This is a genomic window from Streptomyces sp. NPDC055103, assembly GCF_053607625.1.
Map to the genome: position 1 here is coordinate 24623 of NZ_JBSGTX010000016.1, position 26012 is coordinate 50634.

21 protein-coding genes and 1 pseudogene are annotated in these 26012 nt (G+C 74.0%); 17 read left to right on the top strand and 5 right to left on the bottom strand.

Annotated elements, in window-relative coordinates:
- The first annotated feature begins 8 nt into the window (after nt 1-8).
- Nucleotides 9-920, top strand: coding sequence for a helix-turn-helix domain-containing protein (locus ACWFR1_RS13115; protein ID WP_453549959.1), 912 nt, complete (start codon nt 9-11; stop codon nt 918-920).
- On the opposite strand, the gene ACWFR1_RS13120 is transcribed toward ACWFR1_RS13115, so the two are convergent.
- Nucleotides 905-2524 carry a family 43 glycosylhydrolase gene (locus ACWFR1_RS13120; RefSeq protein WP_453549961.1) on the bottom strand — a complete coding sequence of 540 codons (1620 nt, stop codon included), beginning with the start codon at nt 2522-2524 and terminating at the stop codon, nt 905-907. The two genes, ACWFR1_RS13115 and ACWFR1_RS13120, sit on opposite strands and share 16 nt — an antisense overlap.
- 565 nt (nt 2525-3089) lie before the next feature.
- On the opposite strand from ACWFR1_RS13120, the gene ACWFR1_RS13125 reads away from it, so the two are divergent.
- From ACWFR1_RS13125 to ACWFR1_RS13135, 3 genes are all read left to right on the top strand, one after another.
- Entirely contained in the window at nt 3090-4025 is a 936-nt protein-coding gene (locus tag ACWFR1_RS13125) for a hypothetical protein (RefSeq protein WP_453549963.1), read from the top strand.
- A gap of 133 nt (nt 4026-4158) precedes the next feature.
- Nucleotides 4159-4596: a peptidase inhibitor family I36 protein gene (locus ACWFR1_RS13130; RefSeq protein WP_453549966.1), complete on the top strand. Its 438-nt coding sequence runs from the start codon at nt 4159-4161 to the stop codon at nt 4594-4596.
- 233 nt (nt 4597-4829) lie between these two features.
- Nucleotides 4830-5183 carry a hypothetical protein gene (locus ACWFR1_RS13135; RefSeq protein ID WP_453549968.1) on the top strand — a complete coding sequence of 118 codons (354 nt, stop codon included), beginning with the start codon at nt 4830-4832 and terminating at the stop codon, nt 5181-5183.
- Between the two features lie 18 nt (nt 5184-5201).
- On the opposite strand, the gene ACWFR1_RS13140 is transcribed toward ACWFR1_RS13135, so the two are convergent.
- Nucleotides 5202-5510, bottom strand: coding sequence for an AzlD domain-containing protein (locus ACWFR1_RS13140; RefSeq protein ID WP_453549971.1), 309 nt, complete (start codon nt 5508-5510; stop codon nt 5202-5204).
- Nucleotides 5507-6271, bottom strand: a complete 765-nt coding sequence (locus tag ACWFR1_RS13145) for an AzlC family ABC transporter permease (RefSeq protein WP_453549973.1) — start codon at nt 6269-6271, stop codon at nt 5507-5509. The genes ACWFR1_RS13140 and ACWFR1_RS13145 overlap by 4 nt, the downstream gene beginning before the upstream one ends.
- A gap of 56 nt (nt 6272-6327) precedes the next feature.
- On the opposite strand from ACWFR1_RS13145, the gene ACWFR1_RS13150 reads away from it, so the two are divergent.
- From ACWFR1_RS13150 to ACWFR1_RS13210, 13 genes and pseudogenes are all read left to right on the top strand, one after another.
- Complete coding sequence (locus ACWFR1_RS13150) at nt 6328-6948, top strand: CGNR zinc finger domain-containing protein (RefSeq protein WP_453549975.1); 621 nt, start codon at nt 6328-6330, stop codon at nt 6946-6948.
- A 112-nt stretch (nt 6949-7060) separates the two neighbouring features.
- Entirely contained in the window at nt 7061-7705 is a 645-nt protein-coding gene (locus tag ACWFR1_RS13155; protein ID WP_453550130.1) for a DNA alkylation repair protein, read from the top strand.
- A gap of 124 nt (nt 7706-7829) precedes the next feature.
- On the top strand, nt 7830-8366 hold the full coding sequence (locus tag ACWFR1_RS13160; protein WP_453549977.1) for a hypothetical protein: 537 nt from the start codon (nt 7830-7832) through the stop codon (nt 8364-8366).
- A 71-nt stretch (nt 8367-8437) separates the two neighbouring features.
- Nucleotides 8438-9277 (top strand): DUF4097 family beta strand repeat-containing protein, encoded by an 840-nt coding sequence (locus tag ACWFR1_RS13165; protein WP_453549980.1) that lies wholly within the window; start codon nt 8438-8440, stop codon nt 9275-9277.
- A gap of 114 nt (nt 9278-9391) precedes the next feature.
- Nucleotides 9392-9613: pseudogene (locus ACWFR1_RS13170) on the top strand (ABC transporter permease); the annotation flags it as partial.
- Nucleotides 9614-9708: 95 nt separating this feature from the next.
- Nucleotides 9709-11949: an MMPL family transporter gene (locus ACWFR1_RS13175; protein ID WP_453549983.1), complete on the top strand. Its 2241-nt coding sequence runs from the start codon at nt 9709-9711 to the stop codon at nt 11947-11949.
- 130 nt (nt 11950-12079) lie between these two features.
- On the top strand, nt 12080-12775 hold the full coding sequence (locus ACWFR1_RS13180; protein ID WP_453549984.1) for a HEAT repeat domain-containing protein: 696 nt from the start codon (nt 12080-12082) through the stop codon (nt 12773-12775).
- A gap of 18 nt (nt 12776-12793) precedes the next feature.
- Nucleotides 12794-13813 (top strand): MerR family transcriptional regulator, encoded by a 1020-nt coding sequence (locus ACWFR1_RS13185; protein WP_453549986.1) that lies wholly within the window; start codon nt 12794-12796, stop codon nt 13811-13813.
- A gap of 644 nt (nt 13814-14457) precedes the next feature.
- The gene (locus ACWFR1_RS13190; protein WP_453549988.1) at nt 14458-15024 is read left to right on the top strand and encodes an RNA polymerase sigma factor; all 567 of its coding nucleotides are present in this window, start codon (nt 14458-14460) and stop codon (nt 15022-15024) included.
- A gap of 59 nt (nt 15025-15083) precedes the next feature.
- Complete coding sequence (locus ACWFR1_RS13195) at nt 15084-15488, top strand: hypothetical protein (RefSeq protein ID WP_453549991.1); 405 nt, start codon at nt 15084-15086, stop codon at nt 15486-15488.
- Nucleotides 15489-15626: 138 nt separating this feature from the next.
- Nucleotides 15627-16667: an NlpC/P60 family protein gene (locus ACWFR1_RS13200; protein WP_453549992.1), complete on the top strand. Its 1041-nt coding sequence runs from the start codon at nt 15627-15629 to the stop codon at nt 16665-16667.
- 104 nt (nt 16668-16771) lie between these two features.
- The gene (locus ACWFR1_RS13205) at nt 16772-17140 is read left to right on the top strand and encodes a BlaI/MecI/CopY family transcriptional regulator (RefSeq protein WP_453549995.1); all 369 of its coding nucleotides are present in this window, start codon (nt 16772-16774) and stop codon (nt 17138-17140) included.
- Entirely contained in the window at nt 17137-18084 is a 948-nt protein-coding gene (locus ACWFR1_RS13210; protein WP_453549998.1) for a M56 family metallopeptidase, read from the top strand. The genes ACWFR1_RS13205 and ACWFR1_RS13210 overlap by 4 nt, the downstream gene beginning before the upstream one ends.
- A gap of 135 nt (nt 18085-18219) precedes the next feature.
- Here the strand turns inward: ACWFR1_RS13210 and ACWFR1_RS13215 are convergent, their stop codons facing one another.
- Both ACWFR1_RS13215 and ACWFR1_RS13220 read right to left on the bottom strand, forming a co-directional pair.
- Complete coding sequence (locus ACWFR1_RS13215) at nt 18220-22524, bottom strand: CHAT domain-containing protein (RefSeq protein ID WP_453550000.1); 4305 nt, start codon at nt 22522-22524, stop codon at nt 18220-18222.
- On the bottom strand, nt 22521-25769 hold the full coding sequence (locus ACWFR1_RS13220; RefSeq protein WP_453550003.1) for a protein kinase domain-containing protein: 3249 nt from the start codon (nt 25767-25769) through the stop codon (nt 22521-22523). The genes ACWFR1_RS13215 and ACWFR1_RS13220 overlap by 4 nt, the downstream gene beginning before the upstream one ends.
- Nucleotides 25770-26012 lie beyond the last annotated feature (243 nt).

The following is a 26012-nucleotide window of genomic DNA, read 5'->3' on the forward strand; positions in this document are numbered from 1 at the left end:
GCGCCCTCATGGCTGCCGACCGGCCTGACGACCAGGATCCGGCCCGCGTGCTGGGCAGGGCGCTGCGGGATCTCCAGCGGCGCTCCGGACGCACGCTGCGGGCCCTCGAGACGAGCGTGCGCATCAGCGACTCGTCCCTGTCCCGGTACTTCCTCGGCATCACCGTTCCTCCGTGGTCGACGGTGAGCGCCCTGTGCGAGGCCCTCGACGGCGACCCCGTCGAGTACCGGCCTCTGTGGGAGGCCGCCGACCGGAGTCAGCGCAGGCCGGTCCCGAGCGCCGGTACGAAGGAGGCGGACGCGCCGGAGGCCGGCGACGAGGCGACGGACGTCGCCCCGCCCCAGCCCGCGCGACGCCGCCGCTCCGTACCGAGCGGGCCCATGGCCTGGGCCCTCGCCGGGGTTGTGCTCGGTCTGGTGATCGGAGCCGTGAGCACCGCACTCGTCCAGTCGCGGACCCCGGCGAGCCAGGGCGCTGCCCCGACGGCCTCGCACGGCGCGGAGGGCGCGGAGGGCGCGGAGGGCGCGGAGGGCGCCCGGGGCGCTTCCGCCGTGGCGGACGTCTCCCGCATCTTCGTGAACCGCGCCACGGGCGCCTGCCTCGACGACAGTCTCGACATGGGCACCCGGTCCTTCGCGTGCAACGGCATGTCGTACCAGCGCTGGACCGTCCGCACGACGGCGGACGGCGGCAGGCAGCTCAGGAACCACGCGACGGGTGAGTGTCTGGGCCACCACCCCGACGGCCTGTCGACCACGGCCTGCGGGTCGTCCGCGGCCCAGCGGTGGACCGTCACCGCGCGCGACGACACGGCCGTCGAGATCAGGAGCACCACGGCCGCCCCGCGCTGCCTGGCCGACAGCGCGGGCGGTCTGCGGATGCTGCCGTGCGACGGGACGACCCGTCAGAAGTGGGCCTGACGCGGCGGGTCGCCGAGCCGGCGCCTGTCCGACGCCGGTCCGCCGGTGTCGGACAGGCTCTCCACCACCTCCACGGCGTCCAGCTCCGTGTACCGCTCCCCCTTCGTGAGGCGGACCGTGTTCCACCCCTCGCGCAGGTTCACCGGGACCTCCCGCGGCCGCCATTCGTCCCAGCCTGTGTACGGGTAGTCGACGGCGCCCCCGCCCGCGCCGTTGACCGTCAGACCGTGCGACGCGGCGGCCGGCGCGTGCGCGGCGTCCAGCGAGCCGTTGCCGTAGCGCACGGTCAGGGTGTGGCGGCCCGCGGAGACGGCGAAGACCCGGAACTCCACGAAGCTGTCGGGCTCGTCGACGTGCCCGACGGCCCGGCCGGCCGAGGCCTTCGGGGCCTCGCGCACGGTCGCCCGGTGCACCCGGGCGAGCTCGGCCTCGTACACCACCGTGCTGCCGCGCACGACCGGCCGTCCGTCGGCGAACCCCAGGTCGGCGGCGTACAGCACCCGCCGTGAGCCGTCGGCGCCACGGCCGTGGAAGAGGAGCCGGTCCTGGCCGCCGGGTCCGGTCACGACGTCCTGGCCGCCCGGCCCGCCGATCGCTCCCGCGAAGGACTCCGTGGTCATGAACGGTCCGACCCCCTTCACGTACGGACCGGTGAGGGCGTCGGCGGTCGCCCAGCCCGCCGCGTACCCGATGGTGCGGTAGTCGCCGGCCGAGTACAGGAGCACGTAGCGGCCGTCCCGCTTGACGAGCGTGGGGGCTTCGACGAGGCCCTGTTCCCAGGTGGGGGGATCGTCCTGCCTGAGGAGCCGGACCGGGTCCCCGGTGACCCGGGTGCCGTCCCACGAGACGGGCTGGAGATGGAGCCAGGTGTCCAGTCGGCAGCAGTTCCCGTCGCTCTTCCAGAGCAGGTGGCGGCGGCCGTTCTCGGTGTAGCTCGACGCGTCGATCGCGCCGCCCTGCTCGGTCGGGCAGACCAGGGGGCCGTCGCCGACCGGCCGGAACGGCCCTTCGGGCGAGGCCGCGAGCGCGACGCCGATGCACTGGCGCCCGCCGGCGCGGTCGCGGGCCGTGTAGTGGAGGGTGAAACCGTCGCCGTTGTCGAAGACCTCCGGCGCCCAGACGTGCCCCGGCGGATCGAGCGTGACCCACGTGCCGACCTCGGGCAGCACGTCCGCCGTGTCGACCGTCCAGTGGACGAGGTCGGTGGACGTGGCGTGCTGGATGTTCCGGCCGTGGGCGTTGGTCGCGTAGGCGTGGTAGACGCGGCCGACCCGTACGACGTCCGGATCGGCGAAGTCCTGGTCGAGGACGGGCACGGTCGGGGAGGTCGCCGCGGCCGTGGAGGTCGGGGAGGTCGCCGCGGCCGGGGAGGTCGGAGCGGTCCACGGCGCGGGTGCGTGGGCCACGACCGGGGCCGCTCCGGGTGTGGCGGCGCCGCCACCAGGATGCGCGGCGAGGCAGGCGGCCGCGCCCAGCGCCACGGCCGCGACGAACCCCCGGCGGTCCGTGGCCCGTCCCCGGCTGATCGGCCCGCGGGCTCGGCGGCGGCGTCGCAAGGCCGCGCGGCGGAGGAGCCCGCCCCCTCGCTCGTTCCGGTGGTCCACGGATCCGCTCCTTCCGTACCGGCCGTCCCACCGTCGCGGGTGACGCGCGGACGGCCTCGTCGTCGACGCCCCACGCGCGCCTTCGGTGCGCGGGGCCCACCACGAGAACGACACGGTCGCCGCCGCGTTGCGCGGGCGCCGGCGTGGCCGGGGAGCCGGTACCGGGGCTCACGGACGCGGCGCCCCGGCGGGCCGCGCCGGAGGTCCCCGACCCGTGTCCCGGGCTCGTCCGTGTCCCGGGACAGAAGAGTCCCCGCAGGTCAGCGAGGTGGGGATCCCGACTTCACCGAAGAGGGCGGGACACGGTTGCGGACCGCTTCCGGCCCGGCACAGACTTCGGTTGTCCGACCGCGGCACCGCTCGACAGCGGCACTCCGACCGGACGTGCCGCCCCGGTGCGAACCCGCGCCGTGCGGCGCAGCCACGTGGCCGCCGCGCTCCGGTGCATCCATGCCGACGCCTCCCCCAACCGGGCGACGCCACCTCACGACGCTCGCCCCCACTCGTCTTCGGGTCGCCGGTCTCGCCCGCCCCGCTCGTCCTCGACCACCGCAGGAGATCCCCCATGCCCCGGCACAGCCCTGCCCACCGCACCCCCCTCGCCACCGCCGTGGCGGTCACCGGCGCCGCGGTCGCCCTCGCCGTGACCCTGCTGGCCGGCCTCGGTGAACAGGCCGCCGGCGATCGGCCGCCTCCCGAACGCGCCGACTCCGCCGGGGCGGTCACCGAGGACGACCGGTTGCTCCACGACGCCGAGCAACGGCTGCTCCGCGACTGCATGCGCCGGCACGGGTTCACGTACGAGGTGTTCCCCCTCGACGAGGACGCCGAGGCGACGGCCTTCGTGTACGTCCTCGACGACCCGGACCGGGCCCGACGCCACGGCTACGGCTCCGAACTGCGACGGCAGCGGAAGGCCCGTATCGCGAGCGACCCGAACCGCGCCTACTTCGCCGCGCTCCCGGCGGACCGGAAGGCCGAGGCGCTGGCCGCCGCCAACGGCACCTCGCCCGACGGGCTGACCGTCACCCTCCCCGGCGGCGGAACGGTGCGGCGCAGCGATCACGGCTGCGTCGCGGAGGCGCAACGCGGGCTGTACGGAGACCTCGGCGCCTGGTTCCGTGCCTCGACCCGCTTCGACGCCCTGACGCAGGTCCGCCGCAGCCGCGTCACGGCCGACACCCGCTACCGGGAACGGCTCGCCGCGTGGCGGGACTGCATGCGGCGCGCCGGGCACGCGTTCGCGACGCCCGCCGACGCCCGGGCCGCCGCGCTCTCCCCCGTACAGCCCCTGGGCAGGGACCGCGAGGTGGGCCTCGCGCTGGCGGAGGTCCGGTGCGCCGGGGAATCGGCACTGGCCCGCACGGCCCGGGACCTCGACGCGCACCACGGCGGGCTCCTGGCCCGCGAGTACCGCGCGGACGTCGAGGCACGGGAGCGGCTGAGGTCGGCCGCGCTGCCCCGCGCGCGCCGGGTCCTCGGCGACGGCCGGCTGGGCTGACCGGACAGGCCCTGAGCCCCCGCCCCCAAGACTCCGCCGCGTGCCATGTGCCAGGTGCGACGTGTCATGCGGCGGCCCCCACGGCCGCGCCGCGAACGGCGGTACGGCCACCCCCTTCAGAAGGAGACACACCATGCGTATCAAGCGTGCCCTCGCGACGGCGCTCACCGTCGGCGCCCTCACCCTCATGACCGCCCCGGGAGCCGACGCCCGCGTCGCCGTACCCGAGGCCGCCGCGCCTGCCGCGCTTCCGGCCCCGGACGGCTACCTCTACGCCTGGGAACACCCCCACGCGGGCGGATTCCACTGCAAGTGGAGCGCGGACAACGCCAACTGGGCCGGCTGCCGCAACAAGGTGTCGGACGTCTGGAACAACGGGTACCCGGGACGGGGTGAGGACGTCCGGCTCTTCTACGGCCTGGACTGGACCGGTTCCTGGGTCTGCCTCCACCAGAGCCACTCCCTCCCGGACCTCGCCGCGTCCGGCCTGAGGTTCTTCAGCGCCGGCGCGGGCCAGGGCCAGCTCGTCAACGACAACGTCTCGTCGCACGACTGGGTCGACGCCTGCTGACGTCACCCGCCTCGACACGCCGGCCCGGCGGGACACCCCGCCGGGCCGGCGCACGTCCCCGCGGCACGGGCCGGGGCGCGGAGACCGGGTGGCCACCGGATGCGGGGCGCGGAAACCGGGTGGCCCGGGATCCTGCGCGCGGAAACCGGGTGGCCGCCGGATTCACGGCGCGGCTATCGTCCGGAGTCCCCGCCGGCCCTCCCCGCCGGCCGCCCCGAACGAGAGCGACGCACATGACCAGCCGTCAGGCGACGGCGACCCTCTGGCGCCCCACGGGCCCCACGGAGCTGGACCTCGTCCGCGAGCTGAACTGGCGGGCGTGGCCGCCCCGTCTCCCCGAGCAGCCGATCTTCTATCCGGTGCTCGTCGAGGACTACGCGATCAGGATCGCGCGGGACTGGAACGTGAAGCACGACGGCGCGGGGTTCGTCACCCGGTTCGAGGTCGACTCGGAGTTCCTGCGCCGGTATCCCCTCCAGCAGGCCGGCGGGCGGACGATCCTCGAGCTGTGGGTTCCCGCCGAGGAGCTGGACGAGTTCAACGCCCACATCGTCGGCGAGATCCAGGTGACCCACGAGTTCCGCTGAGGGGCTCCGCGTGCCGTGTCACGCGGTCCAGAGGCGGAGGAGTGCGGTGACCGTCACCGCGCCCAGGAGGGCCGGCGGCATCGGCGCCCGGTAGCGGCGCAGGACGACGACGACCGCGAGTCCGGCGAGCAGGGTGAGGTCGACGCCGCTCCAGCCCGGTCCCGCGAGGTCCGTCACGATGAAGCCGGCGAGCAGGGCCGGCGCCACGAGGGCGATCACCGACCTGGCCCGCACGGGCAGTTCACGGCCGCCCAGGACGGCGGGCCCGACGGCCTTGAAGGTGAAGCTGATCAGGGCGACGGCGCCGATGGCGATCCACAGGGTCATCCGGGTACCTCAGTGGTGGAGTGGGCGGGGCCGGTGGCGGGAGCGGGCCGGGCGGGAGCCGCTGCGGCCGGTCTGACCAGGGCCACGAGGGCGGCGGCGGCCGCGCCCATCAGCGCCGGTCCGGTGGGGAGGAAGAGGACAAGCCCCGCCGCGATGGCCGCACCGAGCAGCGCCGGCAGCCGGTTCGCCCGCTCCTTGCGGAGCTCGTCGAGCAGCAGCATCACGAACAGGGCGGGGGTGAGGACGTCCAGCCCGAGTGTGTGCAGGAGTTGCGGCGACGGAGCGACGACGACGCCCAGCGCGGTTCCGGCGACCCACGCCGGCCACTGCACGACGGTCGCGCCGAAGAGCACGTACCGGTCGAACCGTCCGCCGCCGAGGTGTGCCGCCGCCCACGAGCCGTCGACCACCGCCTGGCCTTCCAGGGCCCGGCGCAGCCGTCCGCCGCGCAGGTCGCCGGCGACGGCCATGCCCATGGGCAGGAACCGGCTGTTGATCAGCGCCGCGGCGGTGACGGCGGAGGCTATGCCGCCGCCGGTGCCCAGGGCCGCCACCAGGGCGAACTGCGCCGATCCGGAGAAGACGACGAGCGAGCAGAGGACGGGGGCGAGAGTGCCCCAGCCCTGCGCCTGTGTCAGCGCGCCGAAGCTGGTCGCGAGCAGGAACGAAGCGGCTGCCAGTCCTGTCCCGACGGAGAGACCGGAGCGGAAGCGCTCACGGGGTGTGGCGACGCCGCGCATCGCCGGTGGGGAGCTTTCCATGGCCTCAACCTAACAGGCATAAGCGCTTTAGGTCGTTAGGTAGGTACACTGGCGGGGTGACAGTGGAGACGAACGGAACCGGCGTGGCGCTCATGGGTGGACACCCCGTGCTGGACTTCGCGAACACCGTCGCCTGGCGGACGGACCCCACGCGCCGCGCCGAGCGGGTGAACAGCGCCTCGGCGTGGGCTCGTTGGTCGGGCGCTACCGGACTGCTCACTCCCGGGCAGACCGCGGAGCTCCAGGAAACGCTGGCGACGACCGAGGCCGGGGAGACGGATCGTCAGCTGGCCGCGCTGCACCACCTCCGCGCCCTGCTCTGGCCGATCCTGGACGCGCTCACCGAGGGCGAGGCCCCGCCGATCGACGAGTGGCGCGGACTCCGGCGGGCGATCCTGCTGGCCCACGAGAGCGCGGAGCTGCCGCCGGTCTTCCCGCTGCGGTGGGAAGCCGGCACCAGCCGGCTCGGCGACGTGAGCCACGCGCTCGCGCTCCAGGCGGAAGCGCTCCTGAGCGGCCCGGGCCTCGACCGGATCCGGCGCTGCGGCGGCCCCGGCTGCGGCTGGTTCTTCCTCGACCGCAGCCGCGGCGGCACCCGGCGGTGGTGCAGTTCGGGGGACTGCGGCAACCGCGATCGCGCCCGCCGCCATTACGCCCGCACCAAGCAGGCCCCCTGACACCTTCACCGCCGAGAGCACGCCCGACAGGAGGCGAGGCTCCGCCATTGGCTGAAATCCGCACGAGCGGGACGGGAGGTCCGAGGTGGGCGAGACGACAGTGGCCGAGGTGATGGCCGAGCTGGCCGGCCTCGAGGACCCGAAGGCGCGCGCGGTCAACGAGCGGCACGGTGACGATCACGGCGTGAACCTCGGCAAGCTGCGCGCGCTCGCGAAGCGGCTGAAGACCCAGCAGGAGCTCGCGCTTCGGCTGTGGGCGACGGACGACACGGCGGCCAGACTGCTGGCACTCCTGATCTGCCGCCCGAAGGCGTTCACGCGGGACGAGCTGGACACCATGCTGCGCGAGGCGCGCACGCCCAAGGTGCACGACTGGCTCGTGAACTACGTGGTGAAGAAGAGCCCGCACGCCGAAGAGCTGCGCCTGGCCTGGTCCGCCGATCCGGATCCCGTGGTCGCGAGCGCCGGCTGGGCGCTGACCACCGACCGGGTGGCGGAGAAGCCCGAGGGCCTCGACCTCGCGGGCCTGCTGGACGTGATCGAGGCGGAGATGCGGGACGCCCCGGACCGGCTGCAGTGGGCGATGAACCACTGCCTGGCGCAGATCGGGATCGAGCACGCCGCGTACCGCACCCGTGCGCTCGACATCGGCGAGCGCCTGCAGGTCCTGAAGGACTACCCGACTCCCCCGGGCTGCACGTCACCGTTCGCTCCCGTCTGGATCACCGAGATGGTGCGCCGACAGGAAGGCGGGTAACTCGCCCAGGGCGGGTGGCACCCCAACGCCCCCAAGCCCCCACCAGGCGCCACTACGCGCCACATGACACCACATGGCGCCACAAGGACTTGCAATGGCGCCACGGTGGTGCCACTATCGCTTCATGGACCTGACCCCCTACGTCGACCACCTTCGCAGCGAGCTCGCGGTCGCCGCCAACGCCGGCGGCGACGAAGCGCGCGCCCTGGCCGAGCGACTGACCGCGCCCCTGGAATCGGCCGCTCGCCTGACCCTTCTCAACGCCCTGTCCGCCGCGTCGGAGGAGATCACCCGCGAGCTGGCGCCGGGCTCGGTGGACGTGCGACTGCGGGGGACGGACCCCGAGTTCGTGGTGACGTCGCCGCTCGCCGCCGAGGCGCCGAACGAGGGCGCCGCCACTGTGGCAGCGCCGATGGCGCCACGTACCGCGGCGGTGGCGCCACTCGCCGGGGACGGCGACGAGGGGGGCACGGCGCGCATCAACTTCCGGCTCCCGGCCCATCTCAAGGCCCGGGTGGAGGACGCGGCCGGCCAGGAGGGCCTGTCGGTCAACGCCTGGCTCGTACGGGCGGTCGCCACCGCCCTGGAACCGGCCGGAGCGGCCCAGCCCGCGCCCCGCGCCACCCGCATCGGCCAGAGCTACCGGGGCTGGGTCCGCTAGGACCGCCCCATCCCCACCCCACCCGCACCACCTGCGCAAACACACACCAGAGCCAAGAGGACGGGACAGCCATGCCTTCTTTCGAAACGCCCGAGCCCATCACCGCGATCCTGGACTTCGAGGTCGGCAACGTGCGGCTCACGGCGAGCGCGCGGACGGACACGGTCGTCGAGGTGCTGCCGGCCAACGGAGCCGAGGAGGCCGACGTACGCGTCGCGCAGCAGACCAAGGTCACCTACGCCAACGGCACGCTGACGGTGAAGGGGCCCCGGAAGCGCTCGCCGTTCGGCAAGCACGGAACGATCGAGATCACCGTCGACCTCCCGGCGGGCTCGCGCCTCGAAGGCACCGCCTCCGTCGGGGACTTCACCAGCCAGGGGCCGCTCGGAGAGTGCCGGGTCAAGACCTCCCTCGGCGACGTCCGGCTCGACGAGGCGGGCGTCATCCACCTGCGGACCAGCCACGGCGACGTCCAGGTCGGCCGCGCGACCGGCCGTGCGGAGATCCACGGCCAGGGCCGGATCGAGATCGGCGAGATCGCGGGCGCCGCCGTCATCAAGAACGGCAACGGCGAGATCACGATCGGCGAGATCACCGGTGACCTCAAGGCCAACTCCTCCAACGGTCGCATCACGGTGGGCGTCGCCCACGCCTCGGTGGACGCCAGGTCCGCCAACGGCGCCATCCGCATCGACGAGGTGGTCCGCGGAGTGATCCAGCTCCAGGCCGCCGCCCACGACGTGGAGATCGGCGTACGCGAGTCCACGGCGGCGTGGCTGGACGTCAACACCCGCGTCGGCAGCGTACGCAACGCGCTCGGGGCGGCCGCCGAGGGCCCCGACGCCTCCGAGGAGACCGTCGAGATCCACGCCCGTACCGGAGTCGGCGACATCGTGATCCGTCGCGCCTGACCCCTCCCCGGCCCGCCCGGCCCGACGGCCGGCCCCACGGCGTCGCCACCTCTCGCGGTGGCGACCCCTCAGAACTCGCACCATTTCACACGTGACATGTCACATCACTCGGACTTCCTCGGCAGCGCCATCGTGCCGACCGACTCGATGCCGACCGGTCTGCGCTGGTTCGCCGAGTACCAGCCCTTCACCCCGGTCATCGAGACCCTGCGCGGCCTGCTCATGGGCACCGAGATCGGCACCAGCGGATACCTCGCGCTCGCCTGGTGCGTCGGTCTCTCGCTCGTCGGCTACCTCTGGGCGCGGTCCGCCTTCGGCCGCACGGCCAAGCTCTGACGCCGACGGCCCCTTGCCGCCCGAGGGCCGCCCCATCGCCGGCCCGCCACCAGCCCACCCGTCACCGGACCACCTCACCGACAGGACTCCTCACCGTGGCCACCTTCCTCTCCCAACTGGGCCGCTTCGCCTTCCGACGGCGGGGCCTGGTCGTCCTCCTGTGGCTCCTGGCCCTCGTCGGCGCGGGCGTCGCGGCCTCCACCGCCGCCGCCCCGCCCGCGGACACCTTCTCGATGCCCGGTACGGAGTCGCAGAAGGCGTTCGACCTCCTCCAGGAGAAGTTCCCGGACGCCCGCGCGGACGGCGCCGCCGCCCGTATCGTCATCCGCGCCCCCGGCGCCGAGAAGATCACCTCGCCCGGCCGCAGGGCGCAGGTCGACCAGCTCGTCAAGGAGCTGGCCGCGGCACCTCAAGTGGCGCGTGTGGCCGGTCCGTTCGAGGCGAACGCCGTGAGCGGTGACCGGACGACCGCGTACGCGTACGTCACGTACGAGAAGCCCGCCACCGAGCTGACCGAAGCGGCGCACGACGGTCTCGCCGACGCCCTGGAGCGGGCCCGGAACAAGGGCCTCGCCGCCGAGGCGGGCGGCGACGCCGTCGCGGTCGAGCAGGCCATGAGCGGTACGGGCGAGAAGATCGGCATCCTCGTCTCCGCCGTCGTCCTGCTCCTGACCTTCGGCTCCCTCGTCGCCGCCGGCATGCCCCTGCTGACGGCCGTGATCGGCGTCGGCATCGGCGTCAGCGGCATCGCCGCGCTGGGCAGCACGCTCGGTCTCTCGTCCACGACCTCGATGCTCGCGATGATGATCGGCCTCGCCGTCGGCATCGACTACGCCCTGTTCATCGTCTCCCGCTACCGCTCGGAGATCACCGAGGGGCGTGAGCGCGCGGAGGCCGCCTCACGTGCCGTGGGCACCGCCGGCTCGGCGGTCGTCTTCGCGGGCCTCACCGTGATCATCGCCCTGGCCGGACTCGCCGTGGTGAACGTCCCGATGCTCACCAAGATGGGCCTCACCGCGGCCGGTACCGTCGCAGTCGCCGTACTCGTCGCGATCACCCTCGTGCCCGCGCTCCTCGGCTTCGCCCCCGTCCGGGTCCTGGCCCGCAGGGACCGCAAGCGGTACACGGGCAAGCCGCTGTCGCCGCGCCAGCAGCGCCGGGCCGCCAGGCGCGAGGCCCGGACGAGGCCCAACCTCGGCGCGCGCTGGGCCGGCTTCGTCCTGCGGCATCCCGTCGCCGTACTGCTCGGGGGCGTCCTGAGCCTGGGTGCCGTCGCCGTCCCCGCCGCGAGCCTCGAACTGGGGCTGCCCGGTGAGGGTTCGATGGCCCCGCACACCACCCAGCGCAAGGCGTACGACCTGCTGTCCGACGCGTTCGGCCCCGGCTTCAACGGGCCGCTGACCGTCACCGTCGAGGCCACGGACGCGAAGTCCGCGGCGGAGCGCGTCCGTACCGCCCTGGAGGGGGTCCGCGGTGTCGACACCGTCTCCCCCGCCGCCGTCAACGCCTCGGGCGACACCGCCCTCGTCACCGTCGTCCCCGCCACCGGCCCCACCGACAGCCGGACCGAGGACCTGGTCCGCTCCCTCCGCGGCATGACCGACGCCCTGGAGTCCCGGTCGGGCGCCACCGAGATCCTCGTCGCCGGGCAGACCGCGATGTTCATCGACTTCTCCCGGACGCTGGACGACGCCCTGCTCCCCTATCTCGCCCTGGTGGTGGGCCTCGCCTTCCTCCTCCTGATGCTCGTCTTCCGCTCCGTGCTCGTCCCACTCAAGGCGGCACTCGGCTTCCTGCTGTCGGTGTCGGCAGCGCTCGGGGCCGTCGTCGCCGTCTTCCAGTGGGGATGGCTCGCCGACCTCTTCGGTGTCGACCAGCCCGGCCCGGTCATGAGCACCCTGCCGATCTTCATGATCGGTGTGGTCTTCGGTCTCGCCATGGACTACGAGGTCTTCCTGGTGTCGCGGATGCGCGAGGCGTACGTCCACGGCGCCCGCCCCGCCGAGGCGGTCGTCACCGGATTCCGGTACGGCGGCCGAGTCGTCGGCGCGGCGGCGATCATCATGACCAGCGTCTTCTCCGGCTTCGTCGTGGAGGACAACGACTTCGTGAAGATGATCGGCTTCGGTCTCGCGGCGGCCGTCCTCTTCGACGCCTTCGTCGTCCGCATGGCCGTCGTGCCCGCGCTCTTCGCCCTCCTCGGCCCCTCCGCCTGGTGGCTCCCGAAGTGGCTCGACCGGCTCCTCCCGAACGTCGACGTCGAGGGCGAGAGGCTGACGCACCGACCGGCGGTCCCCGCGGAGCACCCCGCACGCGAGGAGCACTTCGTGGGCTGACCCACGCCCGCGCAGGAGAGCGCCAACACCAAAGCCCCGCCCGGCCGTCCGGGCGGGGCTTCCCGAGCGTGGCGCCGCTTGACCTTGACACGGTGACAAGGTCTTCACTGTGGCCGAGGAGGTGGTCCCCATGACGGTCCCCATGACCAGGTCGGACGAAGCCACGAACGGCGAAGCCACGAACACGGCACGGATGCTCCGTGGGCTGGAGCACGACAGCGCGTCGGTACGGCTGCGGGCAGCGCTGGCGGTGGGTACGAACCCGCAGCCGTCGTTCGTCGACGGGCTCGTCGGGCGGTGCGCGATCGAGCCCGAGTTCTCCGTCCGCGAGGCACTCACATGGGCGCTCACCCGCCACTCGGCATCGTTGACGGTCTCCCGGCTCCTCGACGAGCTCCGCTCGGAGCGCGCGCAGGCGCGCAGCCAGGCCCTGCACACACTCTCCAAGATCGGGGATCGCGGAGCATGGCCGGCGATCACGCGGGAGCTGCTGACCGACGCCCACGACGAGGTCGCGCGGAGCGCCTGGCGAGCGGCGGTCGTGCTCGTGCCCGAAGGGCGGGAAGGCGAGTCGGCGGCGGTGCTGGCGACACAGCTCGGGCGTGGCGGGCGGGACACGCGGTTGAGCCTCAGCCGGGCGCTGGTCGCGCTCGGCGAGGCGGCCGTGCCGTTCCTGCGCGTCGCGACGGAGGATGCCGACCCGCTCGTGCGCGAGCACGCGATCGCCACGGAACGGCTGTCGCGCGACCCGGATGCCGGATTCGATTTCGCGATCGAGGAGGCGAAGCGCATCGTTGCCCTCGGCGTGAACGGCCAGGAGGAGTGACAGGACAGGAGACACACGGTGTTGATCGGTGAGGTGGCACGGCGGTCCGGGGTCAGCGCCCGCATGCTCCGGCATTACGAGGCGCGCGGCCTGGTGCGGCCGACGGAGCGTACCGACGGCGGCTACCGCGAGTACTCCGACCAGGACATCCGGCGGATCTTCCACATCGAGAGCCTGCGGTCGCTGGGGTTGTCGCTGCGGGAGATCGGGCGTGCGCTCGACGATCCCGGCTTCGCGCCCTCGGAGCTCGTCGACGATCTCGTCCGCCAGACGCGCGAGCGCATCGCGGCCGAGACGGAGCTGCTGACGCGGCTCCGTCGGATCGGGGCAGCCGGTCCCGCCGACTGGGAGGACGTCCTGCGGAGCGTCGCCCTGCTCCAGGGGCTGGGGTCGCAGAGTGCCGGGGCTCGGCAGCGCGCGGCCCTGTCCTCGGCCGACGGGGTTCCGGTCCCGGTGGAAGCGCTGGTCGAGGCGGCGTTGAGCGAGTCGGATCCGGTCGTCGCCGGCGCTCTTCGCTGGGCGCTGGAGCAGCGGGGCGAGGGCGGCCCGGCGCTTCTGGCGCAGGGCCTCGGCTCGCCGGTGGCGGAGGTGCGGGAGCGCGCGGTCCGGTCGCTTGCCGAGATCCCCGGGGACGAGGCGACCGCCGTGCTGCGGGACGCGCTCGCGCACTCCGACGTCGTGGTCCGCAGGCATGCGGCCCTGACGCTCGGGGCGCGTGGCGTCGCCGACGCGGTTCCGACGCTCATCGACATGATCGTCGAGGAGACGAGTGACGTCGACGCGGCCGACGCCCTGAGCGCGCCGGCGGGCCGTCCCGAGGTGGCGGACCGGATCGTCGCCGGACTCGTCGGCCGCCTCGGCCACGCCACGGCGGGGGCGTCCGCACGCCGACGGCTGGCGCAGGCCCTCGCGGACATTCCGGGGGCCGCGGCGTCACGGGCCCTCGCGGAGCTGTCGCGGGACGAGGACCGTTCCGTCGCCCTGACGGCGGCGTACATCGTCGAGCTGCGCGACGCGCGGGTAGCGCGCGAGGAGTAGGTCCTCGGCGGATCCTGGGCAGGTCCGCTTGCCCGGCCTGGGCAGGTCCGCCTGCCTGGCCCGGGCAGGTCCGCCTACCCGACCCGAGTGCGCCGTCACGCTCCGTGTCCGCCATGCGCCCGCTCAGGTGGTCCCCGCCGGCGGACGGCGGTGACCGGGTCCGTGATCGCCGTACGCTCCCGAGGTAACCGTTCGGAGGAAAAAGGGAGTTGTGGTGTCCACAGCAGTGGTGGTCGGTGCCGGGCCGGGGATCGGGAAGGCCGTGGCCGCACGGTCCGCCGGTCGACGCGGCCGTCTACAACGCCGCCCCACCGCATTCCCGACTCCCCTGATAGGGAAGGATGTTGACCGAACACCATCCCCGGAACGGCCGGTCCGCTCCTCTCCGGTGAGGGGTCGGGAAAAGATTCCCGGCCGGAGGTGAATCCTTTCCGGCCCTCCCCGCCTCCTATGTGCGTACCGGCCGAACGGGCCGACAGAACCCGGAGGAAAACCCATGATGGTCACTGGCCTCGTCGTCATCGGAGTACTGCTCGTCGGCGCGTGCAGCTGGCACCTGACGCGGCGCTACAGGAGCCGGAGCTGACCGGATCCCGCACGCGGGGGCGCCTACGGGGAACGAGTACCAGGGGAATGAGCACGAGATGAAGCAACGGTATTCCTGGCCGGACGAGCGGCTGATCAAGGCCGCCCAGGAGGGCGACATCACGTCGCTCACCAGCGTCGTCGTGGAGTCGCAGCCGCATGTGCGCAAGTTCGCCCTGTCGCTGTGCGCCTCGCCGCAGGACGCGGAGGACGCGGCCCAGGAGGCGCTGATCATCCTGTACCGGAAGATCGGCACCTTGCGGGCCACCGGCGCGCTCGCCTCGTGGATGTTCCGCATCGTGCGCAACGAGTGCCTCCGGCAGGTACGGCTGCTCGTCTCGCGCGGCGACGAGCAGCCGGCCGGAGCAGAACCGGAGGCACCCGTGGAACCGTCCGCCGAGGAGGCGGTGCTGCACAGGCTGGAGGCGGAGCGGATCGCGGCGGCGGTCAGCGCCCTCCCCCGCGAGCAGCGGCAGGTCCTGATCATGCGGGACGTGCAGGGCCTGCCCGGCAGGACCGTCGCCGACGCGCTCGGCCTGAGCGTCGCGGCGATGAAGTCGCGACTGCACAGGGCCCGCGCGACACTCCGCGACTCGCTGACGGCGACCGACCGTCCGCCCACCTGACGCCTGACACCTGACACCTGATCAAGCCATGACCGGCCAACCGGAGGAGAGGCACGACCGTGAACACCATCAGTACCGTGAAGCCCGGACAGGAAACGCAGGGCACGCAGGAGGCGCAGGAGGCGCAGGCCATACGACCCCAGCCCGCCGTCCCCACGGCAGAACCCGCACCGCCCGCGACGAACTTCGCCAGCAAGTCCGTCCCGCGCCACCTGGCGCGCGGCGCCATCGGCTTCGGGCTGATCATCGCCTCGATCGCCCTCGTGCCCGTCGCCGGCCCGGCCACCCTGCTGGCGGCCCCGTTGGCCCTGATCGCCTTCCGAGGCTGCCCCACCTGCTGGATGGTCGGCCTGGCGCAGACCGTCTCCCGCGGCCGGCTGGAGCGCCAGTGCGTGGACGGCGTCTGCACCCTCACCAGCGCCGGGTCTCGCGACGGCTACAGCACGGGAAGCCAGGGTCATTGAGCCTCGTCCTCTAAGGAGCTTAGAATCCTAGAAGCCTTTGCGCAGCAGGCCGACCATCCGGGGCGGCGGTGAAGGCACCGCCGTGCCCGCTGCCCGCGCGCATCCCTCTCGGCGGTCGAGGAAGCAAGGAGCTCCGCAGTGGCCTCCCACCGCCGCCCGAAGCAGACAAGTCCGCGCCGCACCGGCGTCCTCACCGTCACCGCCGCGGCGGCCATGGCCCTCTCCCCCCAGGCCGCCTCGGCCGACCCCCTGCCCGACCCCACCAAGAAGGGCGTCAAGGCACAGGTGGACCGCCTGTACGAGCAGGTGACCCAGGCCACCGAGAAGTACAACGGCGCCCGGGAGAAGGCGACCGTGCTCAAGAAGCAGGTGGCGAACCTCCAGGACACTGCGGCCCGCAAGCAGGGCGAACTGAACGAACTCCGGGACCGCATCGGGTCGGTGGCCGCCGGCCAGTACCGCTCGGGCGGCCTGGACCCCGCCCTGCAGCTCTTCCTGTCGGACGACCCCGACTCGTACCTGGAGCGGGCCTCCGCCCTGGGCCGGGCCGGGGACCGGCAGACCGCCCAGCTCCAGCAGTTCCTCGCCCAGCGGCGGGCGCTCCAGCAGCAGCGTGAGGAGGCCTCCGGGAAGCTGCGCGATCTCGACGCCGTACAGAAGGAGTTGGGTGGGCGGAAGAGCGAGATCCAGGGCAGACTCCGCGAGGCCCAACGCCTCCTCAGCACCCTGTCGGCGAAGGAGCGGGCGCGGATCGAGCAGGAGGAGGACCGGGCCGACCGGGCGAGCGCGCGGGTCGACCTCGGCAACGAGGCGAGCGCGTCCGGCCGCGCGGCCGCCGCTTTCGCCGCCGCGAAGAGCCGAGTCGGCATGCCGTACGTGTGGGGCGCGAGCGGCCCCGGCTCGTTCGACTGCTCCGGCCTCACCTCCTGGGCCTTCCGCCAGGCCGACGTGTCGATACCCCGCACCTCCCAGGCCCAGGCCGGCGTCGGGACGCGTGTCGACTCCCTCAGCGCCCTGAAGCCCGGTGACCTGATCATCATGCGCACCGACCTCAGCCACGTCGGCTTCTACGCCGGCAACGGCCAGATCCTCCACTCCCCCAAGCCCGGCTCGCAGGTCCGCTACGAGTCCATCGCCCGCAGCGGCATGCCCTTCATGTGGGGCGTACGCATCGGCTGACGCGCGGAGCCGCCGAGCGCGGAAGCGCAGGTGAACGCCCGTCCGGGCCCGCCACGCCCGTCTACTATGGAGCCGAGCGCGGATCGGCGGAGAGGAACGGGGCCATGCGTCGGCTGGGGGAACTCGAAGCGGAGATCATGGACCGCTTCTGGCGATGGGACCGCCCCGCCACGGTGCGCGAGGTCGTCGACGACATCAACCTCCAGCGTGACGTCGCCTACACCACGGTGACCACCGTCACGAGCATCCTCTTCCACAAGGGCCATCTGACCCGCACCCGTGACGGCCGGGTCTGGCTGTACCGGGCCTCCGCGTCCCGCGAGGCGTACGCGGCGGCCCTGATGGAAGACGGGCTCGGGGCGAGCGAGGACCGCGAAGGAGCCCTGGTCCAGTTCGTGGAGAACCTCGACGCGGAGGAGATCGCGGCACTGCGCAAGGCTCTCCGGAACGTCGAGCGGCGGGCGACACCGTGAACGGCGCACCCGCGCTTCTGGGGTACGCCGCCGTCGTCGGCATCGCCGCCCCGCACGTCCTGCTGCGCAGCGCGTGGCCGCACCGTGCGCCGGCGCTGGGCGCGGCGGTGTGGCTCGCGCTCATGGTGTCCTTCACTCTCGCGACCGCGCTGGCCGTCTCCCAACTGACCGCCGTCCCCCTGCCCACGGCCACGCTCACCCCCACCGGGCATCTGCACGCCGGACTCGTGGGCCTTCTGCACGCGTGCGGTCTCGGTTCGGGTGACGTGCTGCTGCCCAGCGCCTCGAACCCCTCCACCACCGGCCTGGTCGCCACGGCCCTGCCCGTCGCGGTGTTCGCCGCCGTCCTCGCGGCCTTCGCCCACCACATGCTCCGCGCCGGTCTTTCGCGGGCGCGCCACCGCGACCGGCTCGACAAGGTGGGGTTCCGTTCCGACCGCCTGGGAGCGACCGTCCTGCCGCACGACACCCCCGCGGTGTACTGCCTTCCCGGTTTCCGCTCCCGCGTCGTCGTGAGCGACGCGGCCGTCCGGCTGCTCAGCGACGAGCAGCTGGAGGCCGTCCTGGCACACGAGCGGGCGCATGTCGCCGGTCGCCACCATCTGCTGGTCGCGGCCACGAAGGCGTTCGCCACGGTCTTCCCCTGGCTCCCGCTCGCGCGCCGTGCCCGGGAGCAGATGACGGTGCTCGTCGAGATGATCGCCGACGACCGGGCCCTGCGAAGCCACCCGCACGAGGTCCTCGCGACCGCGATGTACGAGATCGCGGCCGGCCGGGCCCCGAAGGGCGCGTTCGGCGCGGGCGGTACGACGGCGCTGCTCCGCATCCGGCGCATCCTCGGCCCGCGCCGCCCCCCGCACCCGGCGCTCCGGGGCTCCTTGGCATCCCTGGCCCTGGCCACGCCACTGCTCCCGCTCCTCGTCGTCTGCCCGCCCGGCGTCTGACCGGGACGGCCCCGCCCCCGATCGGGGCTGCGGATCCGGCTACGGCCTCGCATTCGGCTGCGGATACGGCTTCGGCTGCGGATACGGCTTCGGCTCGGCTTCGGCTTCGGCTTCGGCTTCGGCTTCGGCTTCGGCTCAGTGGCCCTGGCAGACGAAGGCCGCCCACAGTTCCGGAGCCGCCGGATCGGCATCATGGAGGATGTCGGCCACGGCCAACGGCATGCCGTCCGGAAGCCGCCGGTCCGGGTCCAGGAGCCACATCTGGGTCTCGCGCAACGCCCGTGCCAGAGGTACGCCGTGCCGGAGCCGGTCGTGGAACACGTACATGATCAGCCCCGTCGGCCCGTCCGCCACCTCCCAGCGCGAGCCGACCACGCCGGTCGCTCCGGCGGCGAGGAAGGCGGTGGACAGGGTGAGGGACTCGTCGAAGTCCCCCGCGAGGTGGTCGCTGACGCAGGCGTCGAGCACGACCAGCCCGCCCGGCGCCTCCGCCGGGCGGCCACGGGCCTGCTCCAGGATCACGCGGACCGACAACGGTGCCCGGCCGTCCTGTGATCCCGCGAGAGCCAGACAGGCGTCGAGGGGGGACACGGCCGACGGCCAGGCGTGGCACGCCAGGTGCAGCACCGACGCCCCCGACCGTTCACGCCCCGGCAACGCCGCCAGGACCTCGGCGGGCGTCCCGGGTCCCTTCGCCCCTCGGACCCGGCCCAGCAGCAACCCCTCCCGGTAGATCGCCTTGTGGATCTGGCGGGCCTCCGTGGCCGCCCCGGGCAGGGACTCGTCCGGGTTGCCGACGATCACCGGCGAGGCCTTCAGGGGCAGCCGGGGGCGCCTGGTCACCTCCTGGAGCTGGCGGGCCGAGGCGGCGTACGAGAGCACCGTCCGCTCGACGGCGCGGACCGGGCGACCGCCGTGCCGCAGCCCGCTGCTCAGGACGGCCGCGTGCCAGGGGATGCCGCCGAGCTCCCCGAACGGCACGAGTACCAGATGAGGTTCGGGTCCGGCCGCGCGGATCAGCGGCGAGCGGAGGAGCGGGGCCATCACCACGGGCCCGGCCCAGTCGCAGAGTTCGGCGAGCGCCGCGCGCCAGCGCGCATGCGCGGCGTCGCGGGCCCGAAGGGCCGGACCAGCCGGATCGGTCGCATCACCCGCATCGGTCGGGTCGGTCGGGTCGGTCGCATCGGTCCAACCGTCGGGACCGCCGAGGTCGTCGACCGCGGCACCGGCCTCGACCGCTGCGGCGGCCTCAAGGGCCGTCTGGCGGTCGCGATGAGCCTGCCGGTAGGCGGTCAGCACATCCAGTCCGCGCCGCCTCAGCAGGCCGAGCGCGACGGTGTCGATCTCGCCGTCACGGGTCACGACGACCGCCACCCCTCCGCTGCCCGCGTCCGCCGGGAGGAGCTCGGCGCCGCCGGGCGGCAGGAGGTAGACGAGAGCGTCGGCGCCTGCCGCGCGCAGTGCGGCGCCGATCTCCTCCGGAGTCGGCGGGGTGGTGAGCGCGGTACCGGCCCCCGAACGCGCGAGCGCCGTGAGCGCGCGCTGGCGCAGGTCGTCGGGAAGCGGCGGTTCCATCCCCTCGGCGAGCGAGCCCAGCAACGAATCCGAGCCCTCCAGGAGGGTGCCCAGATCGGCGACCACGCCCGCCACGCCGGCGACGACCGGGCCTTCGTCCCACTCCGCCGCCAGGTCCGCGTGGCCCGCCTCGCGCAGCAGCGCGGGCAGGTCGGAGGTGGTGGTGGCGGCGTGCAGGACCTGGCCCCTGCCGAGTTCGAGCGCCTTCAGCGCGCCCGTCAGATCGCCGTCGAAGAGGCACCACCGGGCGATCTGCAGGGCCCGGTCGGTCGCGGTGCGGGCCATCTGGAGGGCCGCTTCGGCGCCGGCCTGGAGCAGCACCACACTCGCGGCCTCGCGCAGGGCCGCGATCCCGGCCTCCCGCGCGGCCCGGGCGTCGTCGGATACGGATACGGAGGCGGGGGCGGGCTCGTCGACGGGTACGGGGGCCGGGGGCGCGTCGCGGGAGGCGCGGGCGCGCAGGGCGTCGGCGAGGACGTAACCGAGGAACGTGCTCACCGGGGACGGGGCGCGCTGCCGCATCCGTTCGAGCGCCGCGACGGCGATCTCCACGGACTCGTCGACGTCGGCGGGCACCCCTGTGTGCCTGAAGCGGTTGAAGAGCAGAGCCGCGAGGAGGACCGTGGCCCGCATGCCCTCGGGGCTGTCCGGCGAGACGGCGGCGCGTGTCTCGCGCAGCAGTCGATCGGCGCTCGCGACTCCCCCCGCGTTGTACGGGGTGAACGAGCTGACCATCAGCGCGCCGGCCGTCCGCAGCAGCAGACGCGGCCGCTCGGGATGGTCCTCGGGAAAGGCCTCGACGCTCTCCAGCATGATCACGAGTCCGTCGAACCGGTCCTGCGCGGCGCCGGTGAAGAAGGCCAGCACGAACAGGGCCAGGCCGAAGTCGGCGTCGATCGTCAGCCGCTGGGGGGCGTCCGGGTCGACGGAGTCCCGCACCCGGCGCATCGCGGCGACCGCGGCCGCCATGCCCGGTGGGTCGTGCGCGGTGCAGGCGAGCACGAACTGCAGCTGCGCGAGGCTGTGTTCGAGGATCAAGCGGTCCCGGTCGACGAGCCGGCGGTCGGTGTAGCCGGTGGTGCCGCCGGTCACCGCACCGGCGACCTCGCTGAGGTAGCGGTGGGCGGCGTGCAGGTCCTGGAGGTCGCCGCCGGCGAGATAGCGCTGGTAGAGCCCGACTCCGAGGTTCTGCAGGTAGACCACCCGGTTGACGTCGGAGACCGTGGTCTGCCGGAACGCGGCGCTCAGGTGCCGGATCGAGGCGTCCAGGTCGTCGCTGGAGTGCGACAGGGCGTGGCGCTGGCTGAGCGCGGCGGCGTAGGCGCCGTGCGCGTGGGAACCGAAGCCGGGCGTGTCGGACGGCGTGCTCATCGACTCGTTGAGCAGGTCGATGGTCCGGTCGATGTGGTCGAGCCTGCGGGCGCTCCGGTCGTCAGCGAGGTTGGCGTGCGCCAGGTGGTTGATCAGCTCGCTGCGCAGGGGCCCGTCGTCGGGGTGGAGTTCGACGGCGCGCTCGAGGTGGAACGCCGCCTCGGCGACCTCGTACCGCGCGGGCTCGTAGTCGTGCAGGGAGTTGAGCAGGGTGCCGAGGGCCGCGTGTCCGCTCGGGCGCAGCGGGTCCTCGGCGGACAGTCCGTCGAGCGCCGCCCGCAGCAGCTCGACGGCCTCGTGGTGGTTCTCGGTCGGACCGGAATCCGCCTCGCCGGGACCGGAGTCGCCGCCGTCCCCGTCAGCGCCCTCGGTCGGCCCGGGGCGCGTCGCGGCGGTGTCGACGCGCTCCGCGAGCGCCGAGCCGAGGAGGGCCGTGGCCCGGGCGTGGTCCGGGTCCTCGGGGTCGATCAGCCGGTGCAGGTCACGCAGTCGGGCCAGGCGGGCGGGGCGGTCCTCGGGGCGTACCCGGCCCCCGCCCCGCTCCAGGTAGATGTCGATGAGATGGCCGGCGGCGAAGATCCGCGCGGGGTGGTCGTCCGGTGCCGTCGCGGCGAGCAGTTCGAGGTGGTCGGCGGCCCGTTCGGCGTCGCCGGGGTCGCCGGAGGCCTGGAGGAGGCGGATCAGGCGTACGCGGGTCTCGATCTCCAGCGGGTCGGCCTCGTCGGCCGGGTCCGCGGAGGCGACCGGAGCTGCGGAGGCGACCGCGTCCATATAGTCAGCAGCGTCCGCCTCGCCCCAATGGACGAACGCGTCCTCCCCGGCTCCCGGCCGCATCGCGTGGAGCAGTTCCTCCAGGAGGGCGGCGGCGGTGAGCAGGTCGGCGGTTTCGCCGTCGCGGTCGTAGCGGTCGGCGAGCGCGCAGCCGTACGTGACGAGGAAGCCGGGGTGCGGGTCCTCGTCGAGCAGCCGCAACCCTTCCTCGAAGGCGGCGAGCGCCTCGTCCAGATCGTCGGGACCCGCGTCCGGCTCCGCGCCGTCGTCCGGCTCTTCGTCAACCTCGTCCGGACTCTCGTGCCGGTCGTGGAGCAGCAGCGCGAGCCGGATCGAGGCGTGCGCGTGGACCGGGTCGTCGTCCGGAAGCAGGGCCCGGCTGAGGGCGAGCAGGGGCATCGCCTCGCGCCGCAGCGCGTGCGGGTCCTCGACGCCGTACGCCTCGGCCTGGCCCGTGGCGGCCTGCCAGTAGCCCACGGACAGGGTGAGGCCGTGCAGATAGCGGGAGAAGGCCAGTTGGTACGGGTCGGCCCGGCCGCCCTGCCGTTCGAGGGCGCCGCGGGCCCGGAGCAGTACGTCGCGGCAGCGCCACAGCGAGCGCGCTGCCTCATCGGGCAGCTCCTGCTCGTCGTGGTGCTCCAGCAACTCCTGCGCCGCACTGATGAGTTCATCCGGGTCGGCGCCCTCCGGGGGCTCGGCCGGCCGGGTCGCCACCGCCGTCACCGGCCCTCGCTCCTGGTACGGCGCAGGGCGAAGGCACCGGTGGCGCCGGCCAGCGGCAGGGCGAGGAGCAGCGCGGCCCAGAACGCCGCGGGTCCCCAGGTGGCGGCCGTCTCGGCGAAGAAGGCCTCCCAGACGGGCACGCTCACGGCCTGCGCGGGCTCGACGGGCGGCGGCCAGGCCCCGAGGACGGCGACGGCGAGCAGACCGCCGCCGAGGATCCTGCGCGCGGTCCGCGGAGCGCACACCGCCGCGAGGGCGCAGAGCGCGGCGCAGGCCGCGAGGTAGTGCGACTGGTAGGCGGCGCCCTGCTGTCCGGTCCCCCAGGAGACGAGGGTCGCGTGGTCGCCGGTGAGGGCGAGCCGGAACTCGACGGCCGCGCCCAGCACGACGACGAGGGTGACCACGCCGGCGAGCGCGAAGAGACCGCGGTCCCGCATCCCGCCGGAACCCGTCCGCCACGCGGCCGGGTTCTGGTACGGACGCCCCGGCAGCCCCGCCTGGGTACGGCGCCGCTCCGCGCGGGCGCGCCGCAGTCCCGCCTGTTGCTGCTCGGCGGCCCGCGCCCGGGCCAGGTGCCGGGCCGCGTACGACAGCAGGAAGAAGCAGAGGACCAGGGCGGCGAGGGCCACGACGCCGTTCCAGCTGCGCCAGCCGCCGAGCAGCCACCGTGCGCGCTCCACCAGCCACGCGGGGGCGTGCAGCACCTCCAGCGGGGGAAGGTCGGGACGGCGGTAGCCGACGAAGACCGCGAGCGCCGCGCCGAGGACCAGCACCCGGCCGGAGACGGGTGTGCGGGGCAGGACGAAGGCAAGGGCCGCCGCGAGCGCCACGGCGCACAGGCCGCCGATGGTCACCGACGCCGCGTCCGCGGCCCGGGTGAGCGGCGCGACGAGCGCCTCCTCCGGCTTCAGCGCCGCCCAGCCGATGCCGCTGTCGACGACGGTGCGGGCCATGGCTCCGCACCAGGTCAGCACCCACACCACCGTGAACAGCACGGTGGCGGCCCAGACCCGCCGTCCGAGCGGGGGCCAGGTGACCGACCACCACTCGGCGAGGGTGACCTCGTGGTCCTGCCCGAGCGCGTCGGCGCGGAGCAGCCGGGGCAGCAGTGCGACCGCGGCGACGAGAGCCGTGCGCCCGGAGACGGCGGCCGGCGATCCGGCGGCCGCTCTGCGGTGCAGGCCGGCCCAGCGGCGCAGGAAGGGCGCTTCGCCGCCACGTTGCCGCACGGCGGCGGTGACGCGGTGGCGCACGGCGTTCAGGTGGGCGAGGAGGACGAGCAGGACCAGCGGGGCCCGCACGGCCAGGGGGGCCAGGGCGCCGGGCAGTCCGGCGAGCGGCAGCAGGGCCCGCTTGCGGTCGGCGGGCCGCACGATCAGGGCCGCGCTCAGCCCGTACGCGATGTTCCGCTCGTACGGGGTGAGGTCGTCGTTCCGGCCGTCACGGTGGCCCAGGGTGCGGGCCTCGGCGCGTACGCCCTCGATGGTGAGCGGGAGTTCGTCGGCGAGGGCGAGCAGGAGGCGGCAGCGGTCGACGCAGCCGTCGTGGCCGCAGCGGAACCCGGCGGCGACGGTGGGCACCGAGGCGCCGATCAGCTCGTCGATGAACGTGACAGCGTCGCCGCTCTGGGCGATACGGGCGATGCCCTCGGCGTCCACGCGCCGGCCGCGGTACTGCGGGGTCGCCGTGGGCGCGAACACGGCGACGAAGGCGAGGGCAGCCACGGCGGCGCGGACCGGCCTCGCGGGGCCGCGGTCGAGGCCCTGGAGCTGGCCGATGTCGAAGGAGGTGTCGTGCAGTTCGTCGCGCAGCCAGGCCGCGAGGCGCCGTCCGCCGTCGGCGGCGAGCCAGTCGGCGGCCTCCTGGGAGTTGCGGGCCATCGCCGCGGCAAGGTTCTCCGCCTCGTGGTGGGCCTCGCCGCGGAAGGTGATCGGCCGGTTGGCGTGGCGGGCCGTGGGCCGGGCCTCGGGGATCTCGGGCCGGACCACCTCGGGCGACTCGCCCTTGAGCCAGCGGCGCACCTCGGCCGCCGTCCACCGGTCGTCGGGGTCCTTGGTGAGGAGGCCCTGGAGCAGCAGGTTCTGCCGGGGGTCGGCGACCGCCGTCAGGTCGACCTCCCCGTTCATGATCATGCCCCGGGTCCAGGCGGTGTCCGTGATCCGGGCGTCGTCGTCGAGGACGTACAGGGGTCGGCCGACGAACACCTGGTACAGCACGAGGCCGAGGGTCCACCAGGGAGTGGCCTTCAGGTTCTGGTGGACGATCTGTTCGGGCGCCGTGTACAGCGGCGTGACCTGGAACTCGCGGTAGCTCTGGCTCGCCGTGAACCGGGCGATGCCGCCGAAGTCGGCGACGACGAACTCGTGACCGCCCCGGCCGCGGGACCTGACCAGGATGTTGGCGGGCTTGAGGTCGAGCGGGTTGCGGTCGATGCGGGTCTGCCAGAAGTCGAGGAGTTCGGCGAGCTCCTGGACCGTCCCCTCCGCCTGGATCCGCTCGCCCCGGCGGGCCCCGGTGCGCTGCCGTCCGGCGAGGTGGTCGTCGAGCGTCTCCGGCAGGTACTCCATCGCGACCCAGCCGCACCGGGCCGCACCGACGGCGACCTCGTCGAACTCGACGATCTCGGGCACGTGCCGCTGGAACTCGGGCGCGGCGAGGTGGCGGAGGGTGTCCAGGTCCATGGACTGGCCGGGATGGGCGATCTTCAGCGCCAGCTCCCGACCCTCGTCCAGCCGCACGTGCCAGACCGTGCCCTCGCTGCCGGCGCCCGCGATGCCGATGGGGTGGTAGCCGCGCCGGCGCAAGGCCTCCGGGAACTCGGCGTTCGGTGTACTGCCCCGCGCGCGGCGCGTACGCGGAGTGCCGCGGGAGGGGGCGCTCGTCGGGACCTCCGAGTCGTGGACGGGATCCGGGCCGACGGTCGCACCCGACTGGTGTCGGGTGGGGGGACTCGGTGGGACCTTGTCCGCCGGCCGGTCGGGCGCGGCCCGGTCCACCGGCTGCCGACCCGCCGACTTCGCGCCCTCCGGCGTCTCGTCCGCCGGTTTCTCGCCCGTCTGCTGGACCCGTGTGGGCGGGCTCGCCGGGGTGGCGTCCTCGGTGCGCTGCACGCGGGTCGGTGGACTCGGCGGGGTGGCGTCCTCGGTGCGCTGCACGCGGGTCGGTGGACTCGGCGGGGTGGCGTCCTCGGTCCGCTGCACGCGGGTCGGTGGACTCGGCGGGGTGGCGTCCTCGGTCCGCTGCACGCGGGTCGGTGGACTCTGCGGAGGCGCGGGCGTCGGGGGCGGGGACGGCGGCGGTGTGGACGGCGGTGTGCCCTGCCGCGTCGGATCCGGCTTCTGCTGCCGTGTCGCGGGGCTCTGCCGCCGCGGCTGCGGCACGCCCGGGCGCTGCTTCCGGGTCGGCGGGCTCGGGCGGCCGCGCCCGGGTGGCGTGCTGTCTTCCGCCGGGTCGTCGGTCGGATTCTCGGCCATGAGGTGTCCCCGTTC